This is a genomic window from Pantoea sp. 1.19 (assembly GCF_001922585.1).
GTDB lineage: Bacteria > Pseudomonadota > Gammaproteobacteria > Enterobacterales > Enterobacteriaceae > 1-19.
In genome coordinates, this window is the sequence record NZ_MRBS01000007.1 from 112,101 (window position 1) to 136,380 (window position 24,280).

Annotated in this window: 26 protein-coding genes; 8 read left to right on the forward strand and 18 right to left on the reverse strand. The window is 59.4% G+C overall.

Annotation, left to right across the window (positions count from 1 at the left end):
• Window positions 1-24: 24 nt before the first annotated feature.
• Window positions 25-306 carry a YjcB family protein gene (locus BS626_RS13510; RefSeq protein ID WP_075182918.1) on the reverse strand — a complete coding sequence of 94 codons (282 nt, stop codon included), beginning with the start codon at window positions 304-306 and terminating at the stop codon, window positions 25-27.
• Window positions 307-678: 372 nt separating this feature from the next.
• Between BS626_RS13510 and BS626_RS13515 the strand changes: the two genes are divergently transcribed.
• Window positions 679-1,962, forward strand: a complete 1,284-nt coding sequence (locus BS626_RS13515) for a diguanylate cyclase domain-containing protein (RefSeq protein WP_075182919.1) — start codon at window positions 679-681, stop codon at window positions 1,960-1,962.
• Here the strand turns inward: BS626_RS13515 and soxS are convergent.
• Complete coding sequence (gene soxS / locus BS626_RS13520) at window positions 1,959-2,354, reverse strand: superoxide response transcriptional regulator SoxS (protein ID WP_075182920.1); 396 nt, start codon at window positions 2,352-2,354, stop codon at window positions 1,959-1,961. The two genes, BS626_RS13515 and soxS, sit on opposite strands and share 4 nt — an antisense overlap.
• A gap of 137 nt (window positions 2,355-2,491) precedes the next feature.
• On the opposite strand from soxS, the gene soxR reads away from it, so the two are divergent.
• From soxR to BS626_RS13540, 4 genes are all read left to right on the forward strand, one after another.
• Entirely contained in the window at window positions 2,492-2,971 is a 480-nt protein-coding gene (soxR, locus tag BS626_RS13525; protein WP_075182921.1) for a redox-sensitive transcriptional activator SoxR, read from the forward strand.
• A 37-nt stretch (window positions 2,972-3,008) separates the two neighbouring features.
• The gene (locus BS626_RS13530; protein ID WP_075182922.1) at window positions 3,009-3,677 is read left to right on the forward strand and encodes a glutathione S-transferase family protein; all 669 of its coding nucleotides are present in this window, start codon (window positions 3,009-3,011) and stop codon (window positions 3,675-3,677) included.
• A 357-nt stretch (window positions 3,678-4,034) separates the two neighbouring features.
• Window positions 4,035-5,381: an NCS2 family permease gene (locus BS626_RS13535; RefSeq protein WP_075182923.1), complete on the forward strand. Its 1,347-nt coding sequence runs from the start codon at window positions 4,035-4,037 to the stop codon at window positions 5,379-5,381.
• A 192-nt stretch (window positions 5,382-5,573) separates the two neighbouring features.
• A complete protein-coding gene (locus BS626_RS13540) occupies window positions 5,574-7,223 on the forward strand; it encodes a Na+/H+ antiporter (protein ID WP_075182924.1) in 1,650 nt (549 codons plus the stop codon).
• Between the two features lie 55 nt (window positions 7,224-7,278).
• Here BS626_RS13540 and glpD read toward each other — a convergent pair whose 3' ends face one another.
• Entirely contained in the window at window positions 7,279-8,787 is a 1,509-nt protein-coding gene (gene glpD / locus BS626_RS13545) for a glycerol-3-phosphate dehydrogenase (protein WP_075182925.1), read from the reverse strand.
• Window positions 8,788-9,032: 245 nt separating this feature from the next.
• Here glpD and glpE point away from each other — a divergent pair, with 245 nt between their 5' ends.
• Genes glpE through BS626_RS13560 form a run of 3 tightly spaced genes read left to right on the forward strand, consistent with a single transcriptional unit; the run spans window position 9,033 to window position 11,011 of the window.
• A complete protein-coding gene (glpE, locus tag BS626_RS13550; protein WP_075182926.1) occupies window positions 9,033-9,362 on the forward strand; it encodes a thiosulfate sulfurtransferase GlpE in 330 nt (109 codons plus the stop codon).
• 54 nt (window positions 9,363-9,416) lie between these two features.
• Window positions 9,417-10,256, forward strand: a complete 840-nt coding sequence (gene glpG / locus BS626_RS13555; RefSeq protein ID WP_075182927.1) for a rhomboid family intramembrane serine protease GlpG — start codon at window positions 9,417-9,419, stop codon at window positions 10,254-10,256.
• A complete protein-coding gene (locus BS626_RS13560; RefSeq protein ID WP_075182928.1) occupies window positions 10,253-11,011 on the forward strand; it encodes a DeoR/GlpR family transcriptional regulator in 759 nt (252 codons plus the stop codon). Before glpG ends, BS626_RS13560 begins: the two co-directional genes overlap by 4 nt.
• A 32-nt stretch (window positions 11,012-11,043) precedes the next feature.
• On the opposite strand, the gene BS626_RS13565 is transcribed toward BS626_RS13560, so the two are convergent.
• The 15 genes from BS626_RS13565 to msrP form a co-directional block, all read right to left on the reverse strand.
• Entirely contained in the window at window positions 11,044-11,808 is a 765-nt protein-coding gene (locus BS626_RS13565; RefSeq protein ID WP_075183035.1) for an amino acid ABC transporter ATP-binding protein, read from the reverse strand.
• A gap of 8 nt (window positions 11,809-11,816) precedes the next feature.
• Window positions 11,817-12,917, reverse strand: a complete 1,101-nt coding sequence (locus tag BS626_RS13570) for an amino acid ABC transporter permease (RefSeq protein WP_075182929.1) — start codon at window positions 12,915-12,917, stop codon at window positions 11,817-11,819.
• Between the two features lie 13 nt (window positions 12,918-12,930).
• Entirely contained in the window at window positions 12,931-14,109 is a 1,179-nt protein-coding gene (locus tag BS626_RS13575; RefSeq protein ID WP_075182930.1) for an amino acid ABC transporter permease, read from the reverse strand.
• A gap of 68 nt (window positions 14,110-14,177) precedes the next feature.
• Entirely contained in the window at window positions 14,178-15,203 is a 1,026-nt protein-coding gene (locus tag BS626_RS13580) for an amino acid ABC transporter substrate-binding protein (protein WP_075182931.1), read from the reverse strand.
• A 406-nt stretch (window positions 15,204-15,609) separates the two neighbouring features.
• Window positions 15,610-15,789: a DUF2556 family protein gene (locus tag BS626_RS13585; RefSeq protein ID WP_075182932.1), complete on the reverse strand. Its 180-nt coding sequence runs from the start codon at window positions 15,787-15,789 to the stop codon at window positions 15,610-15,612.
• A 92-nt stretch (window positions 15,790-15,881) separates the two neighbouring features.
• Complete coding sequence (gene fis, locus BS626_RS13590) at window positions 15,882-16,178, reverse strand: DNA-binding transcriptional regulator Fis (protein WP_000462905.1); 297 nt, start codon at window positions 16,176-16,178, stop codon at window positions 15,882-15,884.
• 24 nt (window positions 16,179-16,202) lie between these two features.
• On the reverse strand, window positions 16,203-17,168 hold the full coding sequence (gene dusB / locus BS626_RS13595) for a tRNA dihydrouridine synthase DusB (protein WP_075182933.1): 966 nt from the start codon (window positions 17,166-17,168) through the stop codon (window positions 16,203-16,205).
• A 317-nt stretch (window positions 17,169-17,485) separates the two neighbouring features.
• Complete coding sequence (gene prmA, locus BS626_RS13600; RefSeq protein WP_075182934.1) at window positions 17,486-18,370, reverse strand: 50S ribosomal protein L11 methyltransferase; 885 nt, start codon at window positions 18,368-18,370, stop codon at window positions 17,486-17,488.
• 11 nt (window positions 18,371-18,381) lie between these two features.
• Window positions 18,382-19,836: a sodium/pantothenate symporter gene (gene panF, locus BS626_RS13605; RefSeq protein ID WP_075182935.1), complete on the reverse strand. Its 1,455-nt coding sequence runs from the start codon at window positions 19,834-19,836 to the stop codon at window positions 18,382-18,384.
• Entirely contained in the window at window positions 19,833-20,072 is a 240-nt protein-coding gene (locus BS626_RS13610; protein WP_075182936.1) for a DUF997 family protein, read from the reverse strand. Before BS626_RS13610 ends, panF begins: the two co-directional genes overlap by 4 nt.
• Window positions 20,073-20,207: 135 nt before the next feature.
• Entirely contained in the window at window positions 20,208-21,557 is a 1,350-nt protein-coding gene (gene accC / locus BS626_RS13615) for an acetyl-CoA carboxylase biotin carboxylase subunit (protein ID WP_075182937.1), read from the reverse strand.
• A gap of 11 nt (window positions 21,558-21,568) precedes the next feature.
• Complete coding sequence (gene accB / locus BS626_RS13620) at window positions 21,569-22,030, reverse strand: acetyl-CoA carboxylase biotin carboxyl carrier protein (RefSeq protein ID WP_075182938.1); 462 nt, start codon at window positions 22,028-22,030, stop codon at window positions 21,569-21,571.
• Window positions 22,031-22,052: 22 nt separating this feature from the next.
• The gene (aroQ, locus tag BS626_RS13625; RefSeq protein WP_075182939.1) at window positions 22,053-22,505 is read right to left on the reverse strand and encodes a type II 3-dehydroquinate dehydratase; all 453 of its coding nucleotides are present in this window, start codon (window positions 22,503-22,505) and stop codon (window positions 22,053-22,055) included.
• A gap of 155 nt (window positions 22,506-22,660) precedes the next feature.
• A complete protein-coding gene (gene msrQ / locus BS626_RS13630) occupies window positions 22,661-23,275 on the reverse strand; it encodes a protein-methionine-sulfoxide reductase heme-binding subunit MsrQ (protein WP_075182940.1) in 615 nt (204 codons plus the stop codon).
• Complete coding sequence (gene msrP, locus BS626_RS13635; protein WP_075183036.1) at window positions 23,276-24,280, reverse strand: protein-methionine-sulfoxide reductase catalytic subunit MsrP; 1,005 nt, start codon at window positions 24,278-24,280, stop codon at window positions 23,276-23,278. It lies immediately after the preceding gene.

Consider the following 24,280-nt stretch of genomic DNA (forward strand, 5'->3'; position numbering starts at 1 on the left):
CTGAGCGGCAGACGCGCCGGTCGCTCAGGGTAACGGCCAGTCGGTCGGCGCGCGACTTAGCGTATCCAGAAAGCTGCCTTTCAGGGTATTCCACAGGGCGTACAGCTGATCGCTGCTCAGTGAGATGCCCAACAGGCCGGTGACAAACCAGCAAGACATACCGATGCCAATGCCGCTAAACAGTACGGCCAGTACCGGGTGGCGACGCTGACGGCATTTCACATGGAAGGTGCTGGCAAAAAACATCATTACGGCGCTGAATAGCTCCCAACGCATCATCAGCATACTGGCTGTGAGGGTGCCCATGGTTCTCCTCGTTTGCGGACCTGACCGTTAATGTGGCCGCGCCGGGGCGTGCACAGCGCCCGGCGTGGCGTAAAAGTGTGATGCTCGTCACATTATATCACGATGGACGCCCCGGTGAACACGATTTACACCGGGCGTAATGCCCGCCGCTTCCCGTGAGTGGCGAGGCCACCGGGAGACAATTGAGAGCATGCCTGGCGGGGGATGTATTGTTGCCAGGCGCGTCGCGGATGATTATCCCCGGCTATTTTTATCGCCATCCACCTTCGGCTGGTGGTGGCGTTGCCGTGGGCGAACAGTGTGGCGTGCCCCCCGGTTATCCTCCGTAAGGAATAGTGTCCTGCCGCACAACGTGTGACTGGAGATCTGTCCATGAGGTTGCAACATCCTGATGCCGGTGTGGCCGCGGCGGCGGACGTACTCGAGCGCCCGACGCGGCGGCAGACGCTTAATCGTATTCATCTCATCATCATCGCGATCGCCTTTTTGCTGACCAGCGGCTCGCTTGCGCTGCTCTCACTGCTGGCGTTGAAGCAGTATGCTGCCAGTAACCTGCAGCTGGTGGCCGAGAGCCTGAGCGTCTCGGCGCGCAGCGAACTGCTGCGGCACGATGCCGGTTCGCTGCAGGAGCTGCTGGCCAGCCTCGGGCAGCGTGGTCTGTATGCTGAAGCGCGCATTTCCGCCGTGAATGGCGCGGTTATCGCGTGGCGAAAGCCGGTTACCGGGTCCAGCGGCCCGATCGAACGCTGCCTCAGCCACTGGCTGTTTCCCGCGCCGGTCACCGTGGCGGTGCGGCAGCACCAGCGCTGGCTGGGCGAAGTCTGGGTGCGGGGTGATGCCAGGGCAATTTGCGGCTATCTGTGGATCGCCGGCGTATGGCTGCTGGGCTGCCTGCTGATCGTGGGGGCGATCGCCGGCTGGCTGTCGGCACGGATGCACCGCGGCATCGTGCTGACCCTGCGGCACGTTGCCGCGGTGGCTCACGATGTTCGGGTTCGTCGCGCCTTCTCGCGGCGGATACCGTCGGCAAACATCGCCGAACTGCACAAGCTGAGCTGTGATTTCAACGGCCTGCTTGACGAGCTGCACGGCTGGCAGCAGCACTGGCAGCAGGAGAACGCCGCGCGCTCCTGGCAGGCCCGTCATGATGCCATGACCGGGCTGCCCAACCGCATCGCCTTTGAGCAGGCGCTGAATAAATGCTTTGTTCCGCCACGGCAGCTGGACCGGCTGGCGCTACTGTTTATTGATGTTGACCGCTTCAAGCGGATCAACGATACCTGGGGCCACGCCGCAGGCGATAGCGTGCTGGTCGAGACGGCGCGGCGTCTGCGCCAGGCGGTGGGGGGGCGCGGCAGCGTCGCGCGGCTCGGTGGCGACGAATTTGCCGTGTTACTGGAGGGGGAAGGAGGAGAGACGTTGATTGCCGACACCGCGCGCAGGATCCTGCGCGCGATGGCCGCCCCGATGCGGCTGCTAAACGGCGACGGTTACCCGCAGACCTTGAGTATTGGCGCTGCGCTGGCGCGGGATCACGCCTCGCCCGGCGCCCTGCTGATGCAGGCCGATGTGGCAATGTACCATATTAAAGAATTGGGTGGCGGATGGTACCTCTCCCCCGCGCTGTGGGAGCGCGCAGCCAGCGGCGCCTGCTAACGGATATGAGGACGGGTAACGACGCGCGCGCTGCCGGGTTCCCACGGACGCTGGCGCTGCAAATATTCCCGACGCATGGTTTGACGCCAGGCCGTGGGGGTTTTATCAAACTGGCGGCGGAACACCCGCGAGAAAGTTTGCTGAGAGTCGTAACCGTACTGCATGGCGATATCAAATACCGGGCGCTGGGTGGTGCAAAGCGCCTCTGCGGCCAGCGTCAGGCGCCGTTCGCGAATGTAGTTACCCAGCGTTTGCTGGGTGACGCTGCGGAACATGCGCTGCAGATGCCACTTCGAATAGCCCGATCGCGCGGCCACCTCATCAATGGACAGCGGCTTGTCCAGGTTGGCGTCAATCCACTCGGTCAGCGTATGAATGATCTCGTCATGCATCCTGTCTTTTCCTTATCAGCCAGGGTCGATACGGCGCTGTACGCCATCCGACGTGAACAAAGTGCGGGGCACGGCCCTCGCAGAACTGCTGGATGCTGAGTATAATTCCTCAAGTTAACTTGAGGTAAAGTGTGCAAATGAAAAAAGTTCGCAATAGCACCATGAAGAGCGTGCTGACGCCGGGAGAGGTGGCAAAGCGCAGCGGCGTAGCGGTATCAGCACTGCATTTTTATGAACAGAAGGGGTTAATCGCCAGCAGCCGCAATGAAGGCAATCAGCGGCGCTACGGGCGCGATGTGCTGCGGCGGGTAGCCATTATTAAAGTGGCGCAGCGCATCGGTATTCCCCTCGGTACGGTCGCCGAAAGCCTGCGCGATGTGCCGGTGGGCAAGCGCATTTCAGAAAAGGAGTGGGCCACGCTGACCGCACACTGGCGCGAGGAGCTCGACAAACGCATCGCGACCCTGGCGCGGCTGCGTAACGATCTGGATGGCTGCATCGGCTGCGGCTGCTTGTCTATGCGCGACTGCCCGCTGCGCAATCCCGGCGATAAGCTGGCCGAGCAGGGAACCGGTGCAATTTTGCTGGCCCCGCCGGAAACAGAAGAAGGGAAGTGACTATACTGTTGGCAGACCTGACCAATAAGGAAAGCGCATGATCACCGTGCATCATCTGGAAAAATCCCGATCCCATCGCATTCTATGGCTGCTGGAAGAGCTGGAGGTGCCGTACCAGCTGAAGGTGTATCAGCGTGAAGGATCGATGCTGGCGCCCGAGTCATTAAAAAAAATACACCCCCTCGGCAAATCTCCGGTAATAACCGATGACAATCGGGTGGTTGCCGAATCCGGAGCGATTCTGGAGTATCTGGCGCAGTACCATGACGCCGATGACCGGCTGACGCTTGCCGATCCCGATGCGCAGCTGCAGTGTCGCTACTGGCTGCACTACGCTGAAGGATCGCTGATGCCGCTGTTGGTGATGAAACTGGTGTTTAGTCGCCTGAGCAAGCCGCCGGTACCGCTGGTGATGCGGCCGATTGGCAAGCTGTTTGCAACCGGAATCAATAAAGGCTTCCTGCATAAGCAGCTGGCCACGCACCAGCGGTTCATCGAAGCACACCTTAGCCGCCATCCGTGGTTTGCCGGCGAGCACTTCAGTATTGCCGATGTGCAGATGAGTTTTCCGCTGCTGGCGCTGACGCAGCGCGGCCCGGCGGACAGCCTGCCGGCAATCCGCGCGTGGCTGAAGAAGGTCGAAGCGCGTCCGGCCTGGCAGCGGGCGCTGGATAAGGGCGGTCCGCCGCTGGCCGCCCTGGATTGATTCTCTCCCCCCACGCGCCGCGGGTTTCATCCGCGCGGCGCGCAATAAGAAAAAACGATGAGATCCCGTCTACCTTCAGCCTGTAGGCTGCTGTGGTCAGGGCGCTGCGCGTTATTCGCCATTATCTGAAAATTTTGCCGTGAACAGTGTTGAAACAGGCGGCATAAAGTGAGGATAATCGTTTGCTTTTTTGATTACGCCGTCTGGCTATTTTTTATACGTGGCAAAGTAAACGTTTGCTTTTTCCGGTGCGAATGTGACCGGAAAGTCGTTTCCAGGGATGCAGACGCTGAACGCACGTGCCGTTCACTTTATTGCGTAGACCCATAACAGAGAACACTTCGGGGAAGTATCACTATGTCAACTCCTGTAACGCAAGCCAGCGGCCTCGATCGCTGGTTTAAGATTTCTGCGCGCGGCAGCACTGTCCGTCAGGAAATGCTGGCCGGCCTGACCACGTTTCTGGCGATGGTCTATTCGGTCATTGTGGTGCCCGGTATGCTGGGTAAAGCCGGCTTTCCGCCGACGGCGGTGTTTGTTGCCACCTGCCTGGTGGCCGGTTTTGGCTCGATTCTGATGGGGCTGTGGGCCAATCTGCCGCTGGCGATCGGCTGCGCCATTTCCCTGACCGCCTTTACCGCGTTTAGCCTGGTGCTCGGCCAGCAGATCAGCGTGCCGGTGGCGCTGGGGGCGGTGTTCCTGATGGGCATACTGTTTACCTTGATTTCCGCGACCGGGATCCGGGCCTGGATTCTGCGTAATTTGCCGATGGGCGTCGCGCACGGCACCGGCGTCGGTATTGGCCTGTTTCTGCTGCTGATCGCCGCCGACGGCGTGGGGCTGGTGGTGAAGAATCCCGCGCCGGGTCTGCCGGTGGCGCTGGGGAATTTTACCTCCTTCCCGGTATTGATGTCGCTGGCCGGTCTGGCGGTGATCTTTGGCCTGGAGAAGCGCCGCCTGCCGGGTGGGATCTTGCTGACCATCATTGCGATTTCGGCGATCGGCCTGATTGTCGATCCGGCGGTCACCTGGCAGGGGCTGTTTGCCATGCCCAGCCTGAAGGATCCGGCGGGCCATTCGCTGGTATTCAGCCTGGATATTCTGGGGGCGCTGCAGCCGGTCGTGCTGCCGAGCGTGCTGGCGCTGGTCATGACCGCGGTGTTTGACGCGACCGGTACCATTCGCGCGGTGGCCGGCCAGGCTAATCTGCTCGACAAGAATCATCAGATCATTGACGGCGGTAAGGCACTGACCACCGACTCGGTCAGCTCGATCTTCTCTGGCCTGGTGGGCGCCTCTCCGGCGGCGGTGTACATTGAATCGGCCGCCGGTACGGCAGCGGGGGGCAAAACCGGCCTGACGGCGCTGGTGGTGGGCGTGCTGTTTCTGCTGATTCTGTTCCTGTCACCGCTGGCCTATCTGGTACCGGGCTACGCCACCGCCCCGGCGCTGATGTACGTTGGCCTGCTGATGCTGAGCAACGTGTCCAAAATTGACTTCGATGATTTTGTTGATGCGATGTCCGGACTGCTGACCGCGGTGTTTATTGTGCTGACCTGTAACATTGTGACCGGCATTATGCTCGGTTTCACGGCGCTGGTGATTGGCCGGCTGGTCGCCGGTGAGTGGCGTAAACTGAATGTGGGCACGCTGGTGATTGCCGCCGCGCTGCTGACGTTTTATCTCGGCGGCTGGGCTATCTGATCCGGCTGTTTTCCCGCCGGACCGCGCTGCAGGCGTTCGGCGGGGCGATTTTTTTCACACTTCTGATTTCGTCCCCCCGCTTTTTTCTGTTTTACTATTCAGGGTCTGCATGACGTTCGCCTGCGCGCTGCGGCGCGCACCGCGATCCGCTTGATTAACCTGTCACTATTGGAAAGGGCCTTCAGGGAACGCATGGAAATCTTCTTTACGATCTTAATTCTGACGCTGGTGGTGTCGCTCTCCGGCGTCCTCGCGCGGCTCATCCCGTTTCAAATTCCCCTGCCGCTGGTACAGATTGCACTGGGCGCGCTGCTGGCCTGGCCCACTTTTGGCCTGCACGTCGACTTTGATCCGGAGCTGTTTTTAGTGCTGTTTATTCCGCCGCTGCTGTTCGCCGACGGCTGGAAAACGCCAACCAGTGAGTTTCTCAATCACGGTCGGGAGATCATTGGCCTGGCGCTGGTGCTGGTGCTGATCACCGTGGTGGGGATAGGCTACCTGATTTACTGGCTGGTGCCGGGAATCCCGCTGATTCCGGCCTTTGCGCTGGCGGCCGTTCTGTCACCGACCGACGCCGTGGCGCTGTCGGGCATCGTGGGTGAAGGGCGCATCCCGAAAAAAATCATGTCGATTTTGCAGGGGGAGGCGCTGATGAACGACGCTTCCGGCCTGGTGTCGCTGAAGTTTGCCATCGCCGTGGCGATGGGCACGATGGTGTTTACCGTCAGTGGGGCATCGCTTGAGTTTGCGAAAGTGGCGATCGGCGGGCTGCTGGCCGGGATTGCGATTTGCTGGCTGTATGGCCGTTCGCTGCGGCTATTCAGCCGCCTGAGCGGTGACGATCCGGCCACCCAAACCGTGCTGCTGCTGCTGCTGCCCTTCGCCTCCTATCTGATTGCTGAGCATATTGGCGTGTCCGGTATTCTGGCGGCGGTGGCCGCCGGGATGACCATTACCCGCTCCGGCATCATTCGTCAGGCGCCGCTGGCCATGCGGCTGCGCGCCAACAGCGTCTGGCAGATGCTGGAGTTTATTTTCAACGGCATGGTGTTCCTGATGCTGGGCCTGCAGCTGCCGGGCATCATGGAAATTTCCGTGACGCAGGCGAATGCCGATCCGAACGTTGAGCTGTGGATGCTGTTTGCCGACGTCGTGTTGATTTACGCTGCGCTGCTGATTGTCCGCTTTGGCTGGCTGTGGGGGATGAAAAATATCAGCCTGCGCCTGCTGAAAAAGCGTCCGATGGAGTTCAGCGGCTATTCAACCCGCGAGCTGTTCATCGCCTCTTTTGCCGGCGTACGCGGCGCGATTACTCTGGCCGGTGTCCTCTCTATTCCGCTGTTTTTACCCAACGGTGACCCTTTCCCGGCGCGCTATGAGCTGGTATTTCTCGCTACCGGCGTGATTCTGTTTTCACTGTTTGTGGGCGTGATATTGCTGCCGCTGCTGCTGCGTGGATTTGACGGCGTAGACAAGGGGGGACATCGTCGGGAGATCCAGCAGGCGAGAGTGGTGATGGCGGGCGTGGCGATTGAGAGCCTGTACAAGATGGAAGAGCGGCTGATGAAGGATACGGAGGAGAACCTCGATCCGGAGATGCTAAAAGAGGTCAGTTCGCGGGTGATTGGCAATCTGCGCCGCCGGGTAGATGGCAAAGAGGATATGGAACGCGCGCTGGTGGCGGAAGATCTGGAGCGTCGCTTCCGCCTCAATGCGCTGCGCGCGGAGCGGGCCGAGGTGTACCACCTGCGGGCCACCAAGGCAATCAGCAACGAGACCACCCAGCGTTTGCTGCACGATCTCGATTTACTGGAAGCGTTACTGATAGAGAAAGAGGAGTAACGCAACAGGGCGCCCCGCGGGGCGCCCTGTTATCATTTCTGCGACGGTGAGCCTATCAGGAGGCCAGCGACAGCGCCGGTTTTTTCGCGTGTTTAGCCAGCCAGCTGGCAACGCGCTGCTGCTGCGGCTGATCCAGCCACATACCGAGCTTGGTCCGGCGCCAGATAGCATCGTCGCATTCACGCACCCACTCATGCTCCACCAGGTAACGCAGTTCTGCCTCGTAAAAGTGGTGGCCAAAACACTCGCCGAGATCGTCCAGTGACGTGGCACCCTGCAGAATCTGCTCGCTGTTGCTGCCGTAGGTGCGAGCATAGTGGCGCGCCATCCCTTCGCTGATAAAGCGATACTGGCGACGCAGATGCGCGGCGTAATCTTCGCTGCTGCCGCCAATCTGACCGCCGCTCAGCACCGCATTACGGGTCCACGCGCCTTTGGCGTGGGGATAGTATTTGCTCAGCTTCTCCATCGCGTGCTCAGCCAGTTTGCGGTAGGTGGTTAGCTTACCGCCAAACACCGACAGCAGCGGAGCCTGGCCATTATCGTCATGCACATCCAGCGTGTAATCGCGGGTGATAGCCTGCGGCGAGTCGGATTCGTCATCGCACAGCGGGCGCACGCCGGAGTAGGTCCAGACGATATCGTCGCGGCTCAGCGTCTTTTTAAAGTGCGCATTGTAGACCTTCAGCAGATAGTCGGTCTCATTGTCGTCAATGTGTACCGCTTTCGGATCGCCGTTGTACTCCACGTCGGTGGTGCCAATGATGGAAAACTCATCCATCCACGGGATAACAAAGACGATGCGGTTGTCTTCATTTTGCAGGATGTAGGCCTGTTTTTCAGGGTGCGCGCGCGGCACCACGATATGGCTGCCTTTGATCAGGCGAATACCGTACGGAGATTTCAGCTGCAGCCCGTCGTCGAAGAACTGCTTAACCCACGGTCCGGCGGCGTTGACCAGCCCTTTGGCACGCCAGGTGGTGGTGTCGCCGCTGTCGACGTCCTGCGCTTCCACCATCCACAGCCCGTCTTCGCGCCAGGCGCGGGTGACTTTGGTGCGGGTGCGTACTTCGCCGCCCTGTTTGACCACTTCCTGGGCATTCAGCACAACCAGGCGTGCGTCATCGACCCAGCAGTCGGAATATTCGAAACCGCGCACAATTTCAGGTTTTAATACCGAGTCCGCGCCAAAACGCAAGCCCTTACTGGCCGGCAGGCTGGTGCGTTTGCCGAGGTGGTCATAGAGGAACAGTCCGGCGCGGATCATCCATGCCGGACGCAGGTGCGGGCGGTGTGGCAGGCGAAAGCGCATGGGAAAGGCGATATGCGGCGCCATTTTTAATAACACTTCACGCTCGGCCAGCGCCTCTCCCACCAGACGAAACTCGTAGTGCTCAAGGTAGCGCAGGCCGCCGTGGATCAGTTTCGAGCTGGCGGAGGAGGTTGCGCAGGCCAGATCCTGTGCCTCCAGCATCAGCACCGACAGCCCACGACCCGCGGCGTCGGCCGCGATGCCTGCGCCGTTAATGCCACCGCCGATTACGATCAGATCTTTGGTTTCCACGTTGTCTCCTCCGATGTTCGGAATAGTTCAATAATGTTCGTTTTCGCTCATGATTGTAATCACAAAGCAACATTTCCGCCAGCAGTAACACAACAAAAACAACTTTGCGTGATGCAGATAACAGAATTGCGATGAGTAACCAATATGCCTTACATTCTTTCAGGTTATTGTTCGGCGCGAACGGGGTACAATACCGGCGATTTTCAGGCCCGGTGCCTGAGCGATAGTGTTTTCCGGGGAGCGTCATGGAACAGTTTGAGTGTATTGATGTACAGCAGGCCCAGCGGCTGCTGAATGAAAAGCAGGCGCGACTGGTGGATATTCGCGATCCGCAAAGTTTTGAGCAGGGTCATGCCTGCGGCGCGTTTCACCTGACTAACGGCACGCTGAATGCCTTTATGTCCGAAGCCGACTTTGATACGCCGGTGCTGGTGATGTGCTATCACGGTAACAGCAGCAAAGGCGCGGCTCAGTACCTGCTACAGCAGGGCTTCGAGGCGGTCTACAGCATTGACGGCGGCTTTGATGCCTGGCGCGCGGCCTGGCCGCAGTTGGTAGAGGCGGATGCCTCCTGAGAATGGGCGAAGGGCTTGCTCTTCGCTTTTGCTCACCTGAAACAGGATGACCCGATGCGCATAACCGAATTCTCCCACCCTCGCCTGGCCCAGGCGTTTGTCGATTATATGGCGACGCAGGGGATACGCCTGCGCCTGCAGGCGGAAGCGAGCAGGGTATCATTGTGGCTGGATGACGTCAGTCAGCAGTCGCGCGTTGAACAGGAGCTACAGCTTTTTGTGGCCAACCCGGATCACCCCCGCTATCAGGCGGCCAGCTGGCAATCGGGTACGACCCGCAGCGGCCTGCAGTATGCCGGTTCGGCGTCGATCCTCGCGAATCTGCGGGCCCGCGCCGGCGGACTGACCGTCAGCGTGATCGCGGCCTGCGTGCTGGTATTTATCTGGCAGCAGGTGGCCGGGGATGGCGCGGTGATGATGTGGCTGGCGTGGCCGGCCGATCCCGCACAGTACATGGAGGTCTGGCGCTGGTTTACGCCGGCGCTGCTGCATTTTTCCCTGCTGCATATTTTGTTCAACCTGCTGTGGTGGTGGTATCTCGGCGGCGCGGTGGAGAAGCGGCTCGGTAGCGGTAAGCTGCTGGTGATCGCGCTGATTTCTGCGCTGCTCAGCGGCTGGATGCAGGCCAAATTCAGCGGCATCAGCTTTGGCGGATTGTCCGGCGTGGTATATGCGCTGATGGGCTACTGCTGGCTGCGCGGCGAGCGCGATCCGCACAGCGGCGTTTTTCTGGAGCGGGGGCTGATGGCCTTTGCCCTTGTGTGGCTGGTGATTGGCTGGCTGGGCATGTTTGGCCTGTCGATTGCCAACGCGGCGCACCTTACCGGGCTGCTGGTAGGGCTGGCCATGGCGCTGGCGGATACCACGCGGCTGTCTGACAGGAGAAACAGGTGAAACAAACGCAACGGCACGACGCCATTATCGACCTGGTGCGTCGGCAAGGCTACGTCAGTACCGAAGAGCTGGTGGAGCATTTTGCCGTCAGCCCGCAAACCATCCGCCGCGATCTGAACGATCTGGCCGAGCAGAATAAGATCCACCGCCACCACGGCGGCGCGGCGCTGCCCTCCAGTTCGGAAAATACCGCCTGGCAGGATCGCAAAATGATGTGGTCGGTGGAGAAAGCGCGCATTGCCCAGCGGGTGGCCAGTCAGATCCCCGACGGGGCTACGCTGTTTATCGATATCGGTACCACGCCCGAAGCGGTGGCGCATGCGCTGATGAATCACAGTAACCTGCGGGTGGTGACCAATAACCTGAATGTCGCGACGCTGCTGATGTCGAAGCCTGACTTCCGGCTGATTCTCGCCGGGGGAGAAGTGCGCACGCGGGATGGCGGCATCATGGGAGAGGCGACGCTGGATTTTATCTCTCAGTTCCGCCTCGACTACGGCATCCTCGGCATCAGCGGTATCGATCTCGACGGCTCACTGCTGGAGTTTGACTACCACGAAGTGCGCACCAAGCGGGCAATCATTGAGAACTCGCGCAGCGTGATGCTGGTGTGTGACCACTCGAAATTTGGCCGTAACGCGATGGTCAATCTCGGCAGCATGCGTCTGGTGGACTACCTGTTTACCGACGCGCTGCCGCCGGCATCGGTGATGAAAGTGATCGAACAGCACGAGGTCCATCTCGAGCTGTGCTGAGTTGGCGGCGCGCGCCAGCGCGCGCCGCCAACTCAGTGAATCACCTGCGACAGAAATGCGCGGGTGCGTGCAGACTGCGGATGGGCAAAGAACGCCTGCGGCGGTGCTTCCTCGACGATTTCTCCGCGATCCATAAAAATCACCCGATCCGCCACGGTGCGGGCAAAGCCCATTTCGTGAGTCACGCAGAGCATGGTCATGCCATCCTCGGCCAGGCCAATCATCGTATCCAGCACCTCTTTCACCATCTCCGGATCCAGCGCGGACGTGGGCTCATCAAACAGCATGATTTTCGGCTTCATGCACAGCGAGCGGGCAATCGCCACCCGCTGCTGCTGACCGCCGGAGAGCTGACCGGGAAACTTGTGCGCGTGCTCGGCGATGCGCACGCGCTGCAGGTAGTGCATCGCCAGATCTTCCGCCTCTTTTCTGGCGGTCTTGCGCACCCACATCGGCGCCAGCGTGCAGTTCTGCAGCACGGTCAGGTGCGGGAACAGGTTAAAGTGCTGAAACACCATCCCCACCTCGGTACGCACCCGCTCAATATTGCGCACGTCGTGATTGAGGGGGATGCCGTCGACCACAATCCGCCCCTGCTGGTGCTCCTCCAGGTGGTTAATGCAGCGAATGGTGGTTGATTTTCCGGATCCTGAAGGGCCGCACAGCACGATGCGCTCGCGCGGTTTGACCTGCAAATTAATGTTCTTCAGCACGTGAAATTGCCCGTACCACTTGTTGACGTTTTCCAGTGTGATCATCATCGCGTCGGCGGCATGTCGTGGTATTGTCTTGGTCATGATCATCCTCAGTGCGGCGTACGCCCGGTGTGAAAACGCTTCTCCAGATGCTGGCTATAGCGCGACAGGCTAAAACAGAATATCCAGTAAACCAGTGCGGCAAAGACATAGCCTTCGGTCGACATGCCCAGCCAGGCGGGATCAACGGTCGCCTGCTGCACGCTGCTAAACAGATCGAACAGGCCAATAATGATCACCAGGCTGGTGTCTTTAAACAGCGCGATGATGGTGTTAACCAGTCCGGGGATGGTCAGCTTCAGCGCCTGCGGCAGAATCACCAGCAGCTGGGTTTTCCAGTAGCCCAGCGCCAGCGACTGCGCCGCCTCATACTGCCCTTTGGGCAGCGCCTGCAGGCCGCCGCGTACCACTTCGGCCACGTAGGCCGACTGGAACAAAATCACTCCGACCAGCGCGCGCACCAGCTTGTCAATGCTGGTGCCCTCGGCCATAAACAGCGGCAGCATTACCGAGGCCATAAACAGCACGGTTATCAGCGGCACGCCGCGCCAGAATTCGATAAATATCACGCACAATGAGCGCACGATGGGCAGGCTGGAGCGCCGCCCCAGCGCCAACAGGATCCCCAGCGGCAGGGCCCCGGCGATGCCCACCGCGGCGATGATCAGCGTCAGCGTCAGGCCGCCCCACTGGCGGGTTTCTACCCGCTCCAGTCCCAGATAGCCCCCGTACAGTAGCAGCCATACCAGCAGCGGACAGGCCAGCGCCCAACAGGCGATGTAGCGACCGCGGCGCGGCATTGCACGGAAAAACAGCGGTAGCAGGCTCAGCAGGGTAATCGCCAGCGCCAGATTAATCCGCCAGCGCTGTTCGTGCGGATAGAGGCCATACATAAACTGGCCAAACCGGGCGTGAATAAACACCCAGCAGGCGCCCTCTTTAGTGCAGTCAGCGCGGGTAGTCCCTACCCAGTTGGCCTGCACAATCAGCCAGTTTACCGCCGGGGGGATCAGCGTCCACATCAGCCACAGGCAGCCCAGCGTCAGCAGCGAGTTGCTCCAGCTGGAGAACAGATTTTTGCGTGCCCAGGCGGCTCCCTTACCCAGCGGCGTAGAGGGAATCGGCGGTGCGTCATGGGAGGTGATGGTCATGATTTTTCTCCGGTTACCGCTCGACCAGCGCGATTTTTCGGTTGTACAGGTTCATCAGCAGCGAAATGCTCAGGCTGATTAGCAGATAGACGCCCATGGTAATGGCGATGGTTTCAATCGCCTGGCCGGTCTGGTTGAGTACCGTACCGGCGAACAGCGACACCATATCGGGGTAGCCGATCGCCGCGGCCAGCGACGAGTTTTTGACGATATTCAGGTACTGGCTGGTCAGGGGCGGAATGATTACCCGCATCGCCTGCGGAATAATCACCTGACGCAGGGTGACCGGATGGGGCAGACCCAGCGATCGCGCCGCCTCGTGTTGGCCCAGCGGCACCGACTGAATACCCGAGCGGATCACTTCCGCGATAAACGCCGAGGTATAGATAGACAGCGCCAGGGTCAATGCTGCCAGCTCCGGAATCAGCACCAGACCGCCGCGGAAATTAAAACCGCGCAGCTGCGGGATGTCCCAGTGCAGACCGGCGCCAAACAGCAGCTGTGCCAGCAGCGGAAAGCCGATCAGCATCAGCAGCGCCCACGGCCAGCTGCGGCGGAACTGCCCGGTTTTCACCTGGCGGTTGCGGTGATAGCGCGCCAGCCCGATGCTACCGCCGATGGCCAGCGCCAACGCCAGCAGCAGCGGCAGGGTACCCGCCGCCCACAGCGGGGCGGGAATGTAGAGGCCGCGGTTACTGATAAAGCTCAGATCAAACGCGCTCAGCGCCTGGCGCGGACCCGGCAGGTTGCGCAGCACTGCGAAGTACCAGAAGAAGATCTGCAGCAGCGGTGGGATGTTGCGGAAGGTCTCGACCCAGATGTTGGCGATGTTGCGCAGCAGCCAGTTGTCTGACAGGCGCGCCAGACCAATGATCACGCCGAGCACGGAGGCCAAAACAATACAGAGCGCTGAGACCAGCAGGGTGTTGGTCAACCCCACCAGAAAGACGCGGGCATAGGTGTCCCCTTCGGTGTAATCAATCAGGTGCTGCACGATGCCGAAACCGGCACTGCGTTCCAGAAAGCCAAAGCCAGAGGTAATCCCGCGGTTGGCTAAATTAACTATCGTGTTGTGCATCAAATAGCCGGCCACCGCCAGCACGGCGAGGATCGCGGCTATCTGATAGACCCATGCGCGCACCGCTGGATTGGCAAAGGAGACATCCTTTTTCACGGTTGGGCGTTGAGACATAGTCACACCTCAGCAACGGAGAGTCCGGGAGCGGGCGCGATCGCGGATCGCGCCCGGGGGGCAGGGGATCAGCGCACCGGTGGGGCGTACTGAATACCGCCGTCTTTCCACAGGGCATTCTGACCGCGGGCAATCTTCAGTGCGCTGTCTTTGCCGACGTTGCGATCAAAGCTCTCCTGATAGTTCCCGACCTGCTTGATAATGTTAAAAGCCCACTTATTGTCGAGCTTCAGATCTTTGCCGAAATCCCCCTCAGAGCCGAGCAGGTGTGCCATATCCGGCGTGGCAGGTTTAGCGGCCATCTGCTCAACGTTTTTCGAGTTGATGCCCATCTCCTCTGCGTTGAGCATGGCGTTAAACGACCACTTCACGATAGTGAACCAGTCATCATCACCGCGGCGCACCAGCGGGCCCAGCGGCTCTTTCGAAATCACTTCGGGCAGCACGATAAATTCATCCGGTTTACCCAGCTTGATGCGCAGCGCATACAGCTGCGACTGGTCGGAGGCGAGGGTGTCGCAGCGACCGCTGTCCAGCGCTTTGGCGGATTCATCCGAGCGATCAAAGGTGACCGGAGTGTACTGCATCTTATTGGCTTTAAAGTAGTCCGCGACGTTCAGCTCGGTGTCGGTGCCGGCCTGAATACAGACGGTGGCGCCGTCCAGCTCTTTGGCGCTGGAGAGCCCGGCCTTTTTATGGGTCAGAAAGCCAATACCGTCGTAGTAGTTAACGCCGGCAAACATAAAGCCCATGCCGCCGTCGCGCGCCGAAGTCCAGGTGGTGTTGCGCGACAGAATATCGACCTCACCGGACTGCAGCGCGGTGAAACGCTCTTTCGCGGTGAGCGGGGTATATTTCACTTTGTTGGCGTCGCCAAAGATCGCCGCGGCGGTGGCCCGGCAAATGTCGACGTCCAGCCCGGTAAACGAGCCGCTGGCGTCGGCGTAGGAGAAACCGGGTAAGCCATCACTAATCCCGCACTGCACAAACCCTTTCTTTTTAATGGCATCCAGCGTCGCACCGGCATGAGCCTGATGGGCAACCGTAAACAGGCCGGCAGCAGCGACCAGGGTGGAGAGCATCATTTTATTCATAAAGCATCCTGTGTGGCGTGTGTGCATTATTTTCATTAGCGCATATCGCGATGCGTTTTACCTGTCTGTGGCGATCAGCCATTCACGACTTTGCAAGGGCGATGCCAACGTTGCAAAACCACGAATTCATTGGAAAGGATTATTAATACTCTGAGGCAGGCTGAAAGTTTCGTTAATATGACGCACTATGAAGAAGCAAAAAAAGACGGGGCGATCACAATTGGTGCATTTGGATTATCAGTTTTTTCGTAAAGTGAGGAAAGATGCATCCTATTGAAATAAAAAGAAGTTGTGGGGGAAATTATTGCTGATGTCACTATTAACATGAGAATAATCTGTAGTGTCTTTTACGGTACAGCTGGCGGGAAAGCGCCGTACCGTGATCAGAGCGGTGCAGAAAAAATAATTACATCAGCTCCCGTTGACGAATATGAGCGCAGTCTACCAAATCAAGTGGGTTATGCGAGGCCATATTGCGGCATTTTTCTGAGTCATTAGTCAATATTTCAATCAGATACATAATGCCGATATCCATCAGCAAAGCCGCAATCACCAACGCGACAATCCAGGTATATTTACGAATCATAGCATGACCTTTATTCGGTATTACCGAACCGGATAAAAAAAAAGCGCCTTGCCGGTGAGAGCAAAAGCGCTTTATTACGTCAGCATGAACGCTTAGTTCATGCCGTATTTTTTCAGTTTTTTACGCAGAGTACCGCGGTTGATGCCCATCATCAGGGCCGCACGGGTCTGGTTGCCACGGGTATACTGCATCACCATGTCCAACAGTGGCTGTTCAACTTCAGCCAGTACCAGCTCATACAGGTCGTTAACATCCTGACCGTTCAGTTGAGCAAAATAGTTCTTCAGTGCCTGTTTGACCGAATCACGAAGCGGCTTTTGAGTCACCTGATCCTGTGAGTTTACGGTGGAAACGGTTAGTACGTCAGAATTTACGCGTTGTTCGAACATAGTTCTGTCAGCTCTTTATTTCGTTTACGCAAGATTTTCGAAGTATGCCTCCAACGCCTCCAGCTGTTCGCTGGCATCCTCAATGGCGTTGAATGTGCGCCGAAACTGGTCGTTCGGGGCGTGCTCCTGGAGATACCAGGAGACGTGCTTTCGCGCAATACGGTATCCTTTGCCTGGACCATAAAAGTCGTGCAACTCACGTATGTGCGAGACTAGCAAGCGCTTGACCTCTGCCAGCGGCAGCGGGGCAAGCAGCTCCCCGGTGTCCAGATAATGCTGGATTTCCCGGAAGATCCACGGTCTTCCCTGAGCAGCGCGGCCTATCATCAGGGCATCGGCCCCCGTATAGTCAAGCACTGCTCTGGCTTTGTGCGGGTCAGTTATGTCGCCATTCGCGATAACCGGAATGGAAACACTCTGCTTAACTGTCCGAATGCTGTCGTACTCGGCTTCCCCGTTGAACAAACAGGCGCGCGTGCGTCCATGTATCGTCAGGGCCTGAATACCACTGCGTTCAGCCAATTGGGCAATCTCGACACAGTTCCGATGTTCTGGATCCCAGCCTGTGCGAATCTTCAGCGTGACCGGCACGTCCACTGCATTCACTACCGCAGAGAGGATGGATTGCACCAGCTCCGGGTACTGCAGCAGCGCCGAGCCTGCCATCTTCCGATTCACTTTTTTCGCCGGACACCCCATATTAATGTCGATCAGCTGTGCACCTGCCTCAACATTAACCCGGGCGGCCTGGGCCATATCATCGGGATCGCAACCGGCAATCTGCACGGCGCGAATGCCTGGCTCATCACTGTGCACCATGCGCAGGCGGGATTTGTCGCTGGCCCACACTTCCGGGTTCGACGACAGCATCTCCGAGACCGCCATGCCAGCGCCCATCTCATGACACAACGCCCGAAAAGGCCTGTCGGTAATACCGGCCATGGGGGCTGCAATCAGTCGATTTTTTAGCTGGTGGTGTCCAATACGCATGAAGTTGGGATGGCCATACTCTGTCTGCAAGGCGGCGTATATTACGCATTTTTTACCGAAGATGAAAGGCCAAACTTTGAACAATCCGCGGTAAAAGCACGCCGCGATCGGCGATAATCAGTACAGAGATATTTTTTCTTCTTTTATTACAGTGGGTTGAAAAAAAATACCCAGCGGTTGAGCAAAAATTTTTCTTTAATGTGAGCCAGTTAACACTATAAAAAACGTCACAAGGCGCTTTCGGCGCTACATGTGACGTCCTTTGTGGCGGCTAAACGGGTGAGATTTTCGCCAGTTTAGCCGCCGGCGCGGCGCGATCAGGCCCGCTTCACGCCGGTGATGCGCACCCACTCCTCTTTCACCGCGACCGGATCCAGCGCAAAGTCGTTGCCATAGGCTTCGCATACGCCCTCCGCCTGACTCTCCAGCACGCCGGAGAGGCCCAAATGACCGCCGGCCTTCGGCAATACGCTAATCAGCGGCGCCAGTTCCCGCAGCGGGCCGGCGAGGATGTTAGCCACCACCACATCGGCCTGCAGCCCTTCCGGCTGCTGATGCGGCAGAAACAGCGTCAGGCGGTCGGCGACACCGTTACGGGTGGCGTTGTCGCGGCTGGCCTGAATCGCCTGCGGATCGATATCAATGCCGATCGCCTGCGCGGCGCCCAGCTTCAGCGCGGCGATGGCCAGAATGCCGGACCCGCAGCCAAAATCGATCACCGTCTTACCCTGTAAATCCAGCCCGTCGAGCCAGGCAAGGCACAGCGCGGTGGTCGGGTGTGTACCGGTGCCAAACGCCAGACCGGGGTCGAGCATCACGTTAACCGCCTCCGGGTCCGGTACGTCGCGCCAGCTCGGACAGATCCACAGCCGCTCCCCAAAGCGCATCGGGTGGAAGTTGGCCATCCACTCGCGCTCCCAGTCTTTGTCTTCCAGCTGCTCAATTTTGTGGTGGAAATCCGGTCCCGGTATTGGCTGCCCGGCCAGCATCGCCACCACGGCCGCCATGTCGGTTTCCGCATCAAACAGGCCGATCACGTCGGTGTCGCCCCACAGGCGCGTTTCGCCCGGCAGCGGCTCAAATACCGGCGTATCGTGGGTATCTTCGAAGGTGACGGAGACGGCGTCGCACGCCATCAGCGCATCACCCAGCGCTTCGGCGAGGGCGCCGGTGGTATTAATCTTCAGTTGAATCCAGGGCATAGCGAGTCTCTTTATTTCACCGTTCCGGCCGCCGCGCGGTCGGTCGGTTGACCAAACGGGTTGCCGATTATAAAGGCCAGCAGGCTGAGCGCCAGCGCCGGTACAATCGGATGAAAGCCCCACGGCTGTAAACCGAGGGCCGCAAGCGAGGTATAGACGCCGGCGCCGATCACCATGGCGCTGAGCGCGCCGTGCGCATTGGCCTGCTGCCAGTAGAGTCCGAGCAGCAGCGGCCACAGGAACACTGCTTCCAGGCCACCAAACGCCAGCAGATTAAGCCAGATAATCATCTCCGGCGGTCGCCACGCCGCCAGCAGCAGCAGCAGGCCGAGCAGCAGGGTGACCAGCCCGGAGAGGCGTTTTAACCGGCGCTCGTTGTGGATCTGCTGCGGGCGAACGCGCAGGTAGAGATCTTTTACCAGCGTGGCGGACGACTGCAGCAGTTGGGCATTGATGGTCGACATGATGGCGGCCATGGGCGCCGCGAGGAAGATCCCGGCGGCAAAAGGGGGCAGCACGGTGATCATCAGTGAAGGGATCACCTGATCAGGTACCGCCAGGTCCGGCAACACCGCGCGTCCCAGCACGCCGGCCAGATGCATCCCCAGCATCAGCACCGTGACGACCACGGTGCCGATCAGGATACCACGGTGGACCGCCTTGCTGTCTTTGTAGGAGATACAGCGCACCGCGGTGTGCGGCAGCCCTACTACGCCAAAGCAGACCAGCACGGAAAACGAAGCCAGAAAGGTCGGGGTAATGATGCCGTCCACGCCGGAGACGCTCAGCAGGCGTGGATCGATAGCCTCCAGCCTGGCGACCGCACTGTGCATTCCCCCGGCCGCATGGATCACCGCGAACAGCAGCAAAAAGGTACCCGCCAGCATCACCAGCCCCTGCATCGCATCGTTCAGCACGCTGGCGCGAAAGCCGCCGAAGGCGGTATAGAGCGCGATCGTGGCGCCAAAAATAAGCAGTCCGGTGTCATACGGGATGCCCGCGGCGGTTTCCAGCAGGCGGGCGCCGCCGATAAACTGTACGGTCATTGCGCCGATAAAGGCGACCAGCAGGCTGAGGCTGGCCAGCCAGACCAGCAGTGCGCTGCCGTAGCGGGCGTAGAGCATATCGTTAAGGGTAACCGCCTGATAGCGGCGGGCGAGAATGGCGAATTTTTTTCCCAGCAGGCCGAGCGACAGCCACACCGCCGGCACCTGAATCATCGCCAGCAACACCCAGCCGAGGCCATATTTATAGGCCGCGCCGGGGCCGCCAATGAACGAGCTGGCGCTGATGTAGGTGGTGGTCAGCGTCATCGCCAGCACGAAGCCGCCCATCGAGCGACTGCCGAGGAAGTATTCGCTAAGAAAGTTGCCGACGCGCCGCTGGCGCATGGCATACAGCGACAGCCCGGCGACCAGCAGCAGATAGCCGAGCAGCGGCAGAATAATGGCCAGTTGTGCACTCACTGCGGCGGATCCTCCAGCGACATCGCCTGGAAGATCCGGCGGACCATCAGCGCACACAGGCCGATAAACAGCAGCGGTACCAGCAGGCAGGCCATCTCAAACCAGTGCGGCAGGCCGGTTATGCCCGGGGTATCGGTACCCAGCCAGGCGGCGAGCGCCCAGAGCAGCAGATAAGCGACGGCCAGCCCCAGTGACCAGCGGGCTTCGCGGTGCGCCTGAATAAAGCGGGGATCCATCGGACATCCTCGTGATCAAAGAGGCGAATTGTACGGGAGCGGCGGGGGGAACAAAAGCCCCGGCCGTCAGCGGCGATGTGCGATAAAAAAAGGGCCGGATGATCCGGCCCTCTGACTGGCGTGCGCGATGCGCCGTTACTTCTCGTTCAGACCGAGTTTTTTCTCCAGATAGTGGATATTGGTGCCACCGTGCTGGAAGTTTTCATCGGACATGATCGACATTTGCAGCTCAACGTTGGTTTTGATGCCGTCGATGATCAGCTCTGCCAGCGCATTCTTCATGCGGGCGATCGCCACATCGCGGTTCTCACCGTAGGTGATCAGTTTACCGATCATCGAGTCGTAGTACGGCGGGACCGCGTAGCCGGCATAAATGTGCGATTCCCAGCGCACGCCAAAACCGCCCGGCGCGTGGAAACGGGTAATTTTACCCGGGCTTGGCAGGAAGGTGCGCGGATCTTCGGCATTGATACGGCACTCGACCGCGTGACCGCGAATCACTACCTCTTCCTGCTTGATGGACAGCGGCTGACCGGCCGCGATGCGCAGCTGCTCTTTAATCAAATCCACGCCGGTGATCATTTCGGTCACCGGATGCTCCACCTGAATACGGGTGTTCATCTCGATAAAGTAGAACTCACCGTTTTCATACAGGAACTCGAAGGTGCCTGCGCCGCGATAGCCGATTTCGATACAGGCGCGGGTGCAGCGCTCGCCGATGTAGCGGCGCATCTCTTCGGTGATGCCCGGTGCCGGCGCTTCTTCTACCACTTTCTGGTGGCGGCGCTGCATAGAGCAGTCGCGCTCGGCCAGATAGATGGCGTTGCCCTGACCGTCGGCCAGTACCTGAATTTCGATGTGGCGCGGGTTCTCGAGGTACTTCTCCATGTACACCATGTCGTTATTGAAAGCCGCTTTGGCTTCCGCTTTCGTCATGTTGATGGACTGCTCGAGCTCTTTATCGCTGCGCACGACGCGCATACCGCGTCCGCCGCCGCCGCCGGAGGCCTTGATTATCACCGGATAGCCGATGCGCTTGGCAAAGGCCCGGTTTTTCTCCATGTCGTCCGTCAGCGGGCCGTCAGAGCCCGGCACGGTCGGTACGCCGGCTTTTTTCATCGCGGTGATAGCGGACACTTTGTCCCCCATCAAACGGATGGTATCCGCTTTCGGGCCAATGAAGATAAAGCCGGAGCGCTCAACCTGCTCGGCAAAGTCGGCGTTTTCCGACAGGAAGCCGTACCCCGGGTGGATAGCGACCGCGCCGGTGATTTCGGCGGCAGAGATCAGCGCCGGAATGTTCAGGTAGCTTTTGACCGACTGGGCCGGGCCGATGCAGACGGTTTCATCCGCCAGCAGCACGTGTTTAAGGTCGCGATCGGCGGTGGAGTGCACCGCCACGGTTTTGATGCCTAACTCTTTGCAGGCGCGCAGAATGCGCAGGGCAATCTCGCCGCGGTTAGCAATGACAATTTTATCCAGCATGGTCCGCCTCGTTATTCGATGACAACCAGCGGCTCGTCAAATTCAACCGGCTGACCGCTTTCGACCAGAATCGCTTTCACTACGCCGGACTTGTCGGCTTCGATCTGGTTCATCATTTTCATCGCTTCGACGATGCACAGGGTATCGCCGGCGTTCACTTTCTGACCCACTTCAATAAACGGCTTCGCATCCGGGCTCGGCGTGCGATAGAAGGTGCCAACCATCGGGGAGCGGACGACGTGGCCGCTCAGCTCGGGCGCCGGGGCTTCAGCGGCCGCCGGAGCCGGGGCTGCGGCCGGTGCCGCTGCCGGGGCCTGCATCATCGGTGCAGCGTAGTGCTGCATCATCGGGTAGCCAGCGTTTGCAGGTGAACGACTGATGCGAACGGACTCCTCGCCTTCAGAGATTTCCAGTTCGGCGATGCCTGATTCTTCAACCAGTTCGATCAGTTTCTTGATTTTACGAATATCCATGAGTGTGATTCCGTACTCTTGTTTAATTGGAGTGTGACAGGCGTTTGATGGCCGTCTGTAATGCCCAGGCATACCCATCGGCACCCAGCCCGCAGATCACTCCGGCGGAAATATCCGAGAGATAGGAGTGATGGCGAAACGGTTCGCGCGCATGCACGTTAGAGAGGTGCACTTCGATGAACGGAATGCTCACCGCTAACAGCGCATCGCGCAGCGCCACGCTGGTGTGGGTGAATGCCGCCGGGTTGATGATGATGTAGTCAATCTGACCACGCGCCGCGTGAATGCGGTCAATCAGCTGATATTCCGCATTCGATTGCAGGTGGCTCAGTTTCACATCCTGCGCCTGCGCCTGTTGCGTCAGGTCATGCACGATGGTCGCTAACGTGGTACTGCCGTACTTCTCCGGCTCGCGGGTACCGAGCAGGTTCAGGTTAGGACCGTTCAAGAGCAGTATGTGAAATTGTTCAGCCATTGTGCGGCTATCTCCTGCAATCGTTAAGGCATCGCACAAAATACCTTGCGAGCATCGATTTGTCACCATCTGCCGTGTAAAAATGGGCGCGGCAGACGGGTAAAGTTCGGCATTATAACGATTTCAGCGATATTCACAGCTAAATACTGGTCTTATCAGCGAAGATTTCCCGGCAGCCAGCGGCGAAATTTTTTCAGGCGCAGGGCCAGCAGGGCCGCGGCCAGTAGCGCATAGACCAGCGGCTGCGGGGAGAGGATCTTCACCGACCACAGGTAGTGTATCGGTGCGAGCACCGCCACCAGATAGACCAAATTGTGCAGCGTCTGCCATTTGGCTCCCAGCGCCCGCTGGGCTTTCTGCCACGAGGTGACCGCCAGGGCCAGCAGCACCACCCAGCAGAGAATGCCCAGCGTCAGATAGGGGCGCGCAATCAGCTCGCGGCCCAGCAGCGCCAGATTGTTGACGCCCAGTTCGAGGAACGTGTAGCTGAGCAGATGCAGAGTGGCCCAGGCAAAGGTCCACAGTCCCAGCAGGCGGCGGGTGCGGATTAACAGCGGCTGCCTGGCGTAGCGCGCCAGCGGGCTGACCAGCAGCGTGGCCAGCAACAGCTTCAGCGCCATCCGTCCGGTAAAATGCTGAATATCCTTTGCCGGGTCGGCGCTCAGTCCGCCGTGGTTAATGGCCCAGAACAGCCAGAGCAGCGGCAGAAAGGCCGCCAGGTGCAGCAGCACTTTCAGCCAGATGATATGGTTGGGGGTGAGGCGACGCACTTAAAAGTTCTCCCGCAGGTCCATACCGCGATACAGCGACGCTACCTGCTCACCGTAGCCGTTAAACAGCAGGGTCGGCTGGCGCTTCACATCCAGGATGCCGCCGCTGCCAATCACGCGTTCGGTGGCTTGTGACCAGCGCGGGTGATCCACCTGCGGGTTCACGTTGGCGTAAAAACCATACTCATTACTCGCCGCCTGGTTCCACGTGGTCGGCGGGCGTTCGCGCACCAGCTTGATGCTCACGATAGACTTGATGTTTTTGAAGCCGTATTTCCACGGCACCGTCAGGCGAATTGGCGCGCCGTTTTGTGGCGGCAGCGACTTGCCATAGACGCCGGTGGTCAGCAGCGTCAGCGGGTTCATGGCCTCATCGATCCGTAGCCCTTCGACGTAGGGGTAGTCGAGGCCGCCGCCGATAAAGCGATCTTTTTGGCCGGGCATTTGATCGGGTGCGTACAGCGTCTGGAAGGCCACATAGCGCGCATGGCTGTTCGGCTCGACGGCTTTCAGCAGTGCCGCCAGCGGAAAGCCAATCCACGGTACGACCATCGACCAGGCTTCCACGCAGCGCAGGCGATAAATCCGCTGCTCCATCGGAAACTGTTTGAACAGCGCATCCATATCGAAGGTCATGGGCCTGGCCACTTCGCCCTCGACGCGCAGCGTCCAGTTATCGGTTTTCAGGCGGCCGGCGTTGGCCGCCGGATCGGCTTTATCGAGACCAAACTCATAAAAGTTGTTGTAGCCCGTCACCTTATCTTCCGGCGTCAGCGGCAGGTTGGCCTGCCACGCTTCGGGTTTGCTGAAGGTGAGCGGCCGACCGGCCGGCGCCGGCGACTCCTGCTTACCGGTGATCCAGGAGAGCAGATCGGCCCGCGCGGCGCTTGGCACCGCGAGCGCCGCGGCGCTGATGCCGAGGGCCTGCAGGACCTGACGACGACGCAGGCTGAATACGGCCTCCGGGGTCACATCCGCTTCGGTCAGTTTGTTGACGGGTTTCAT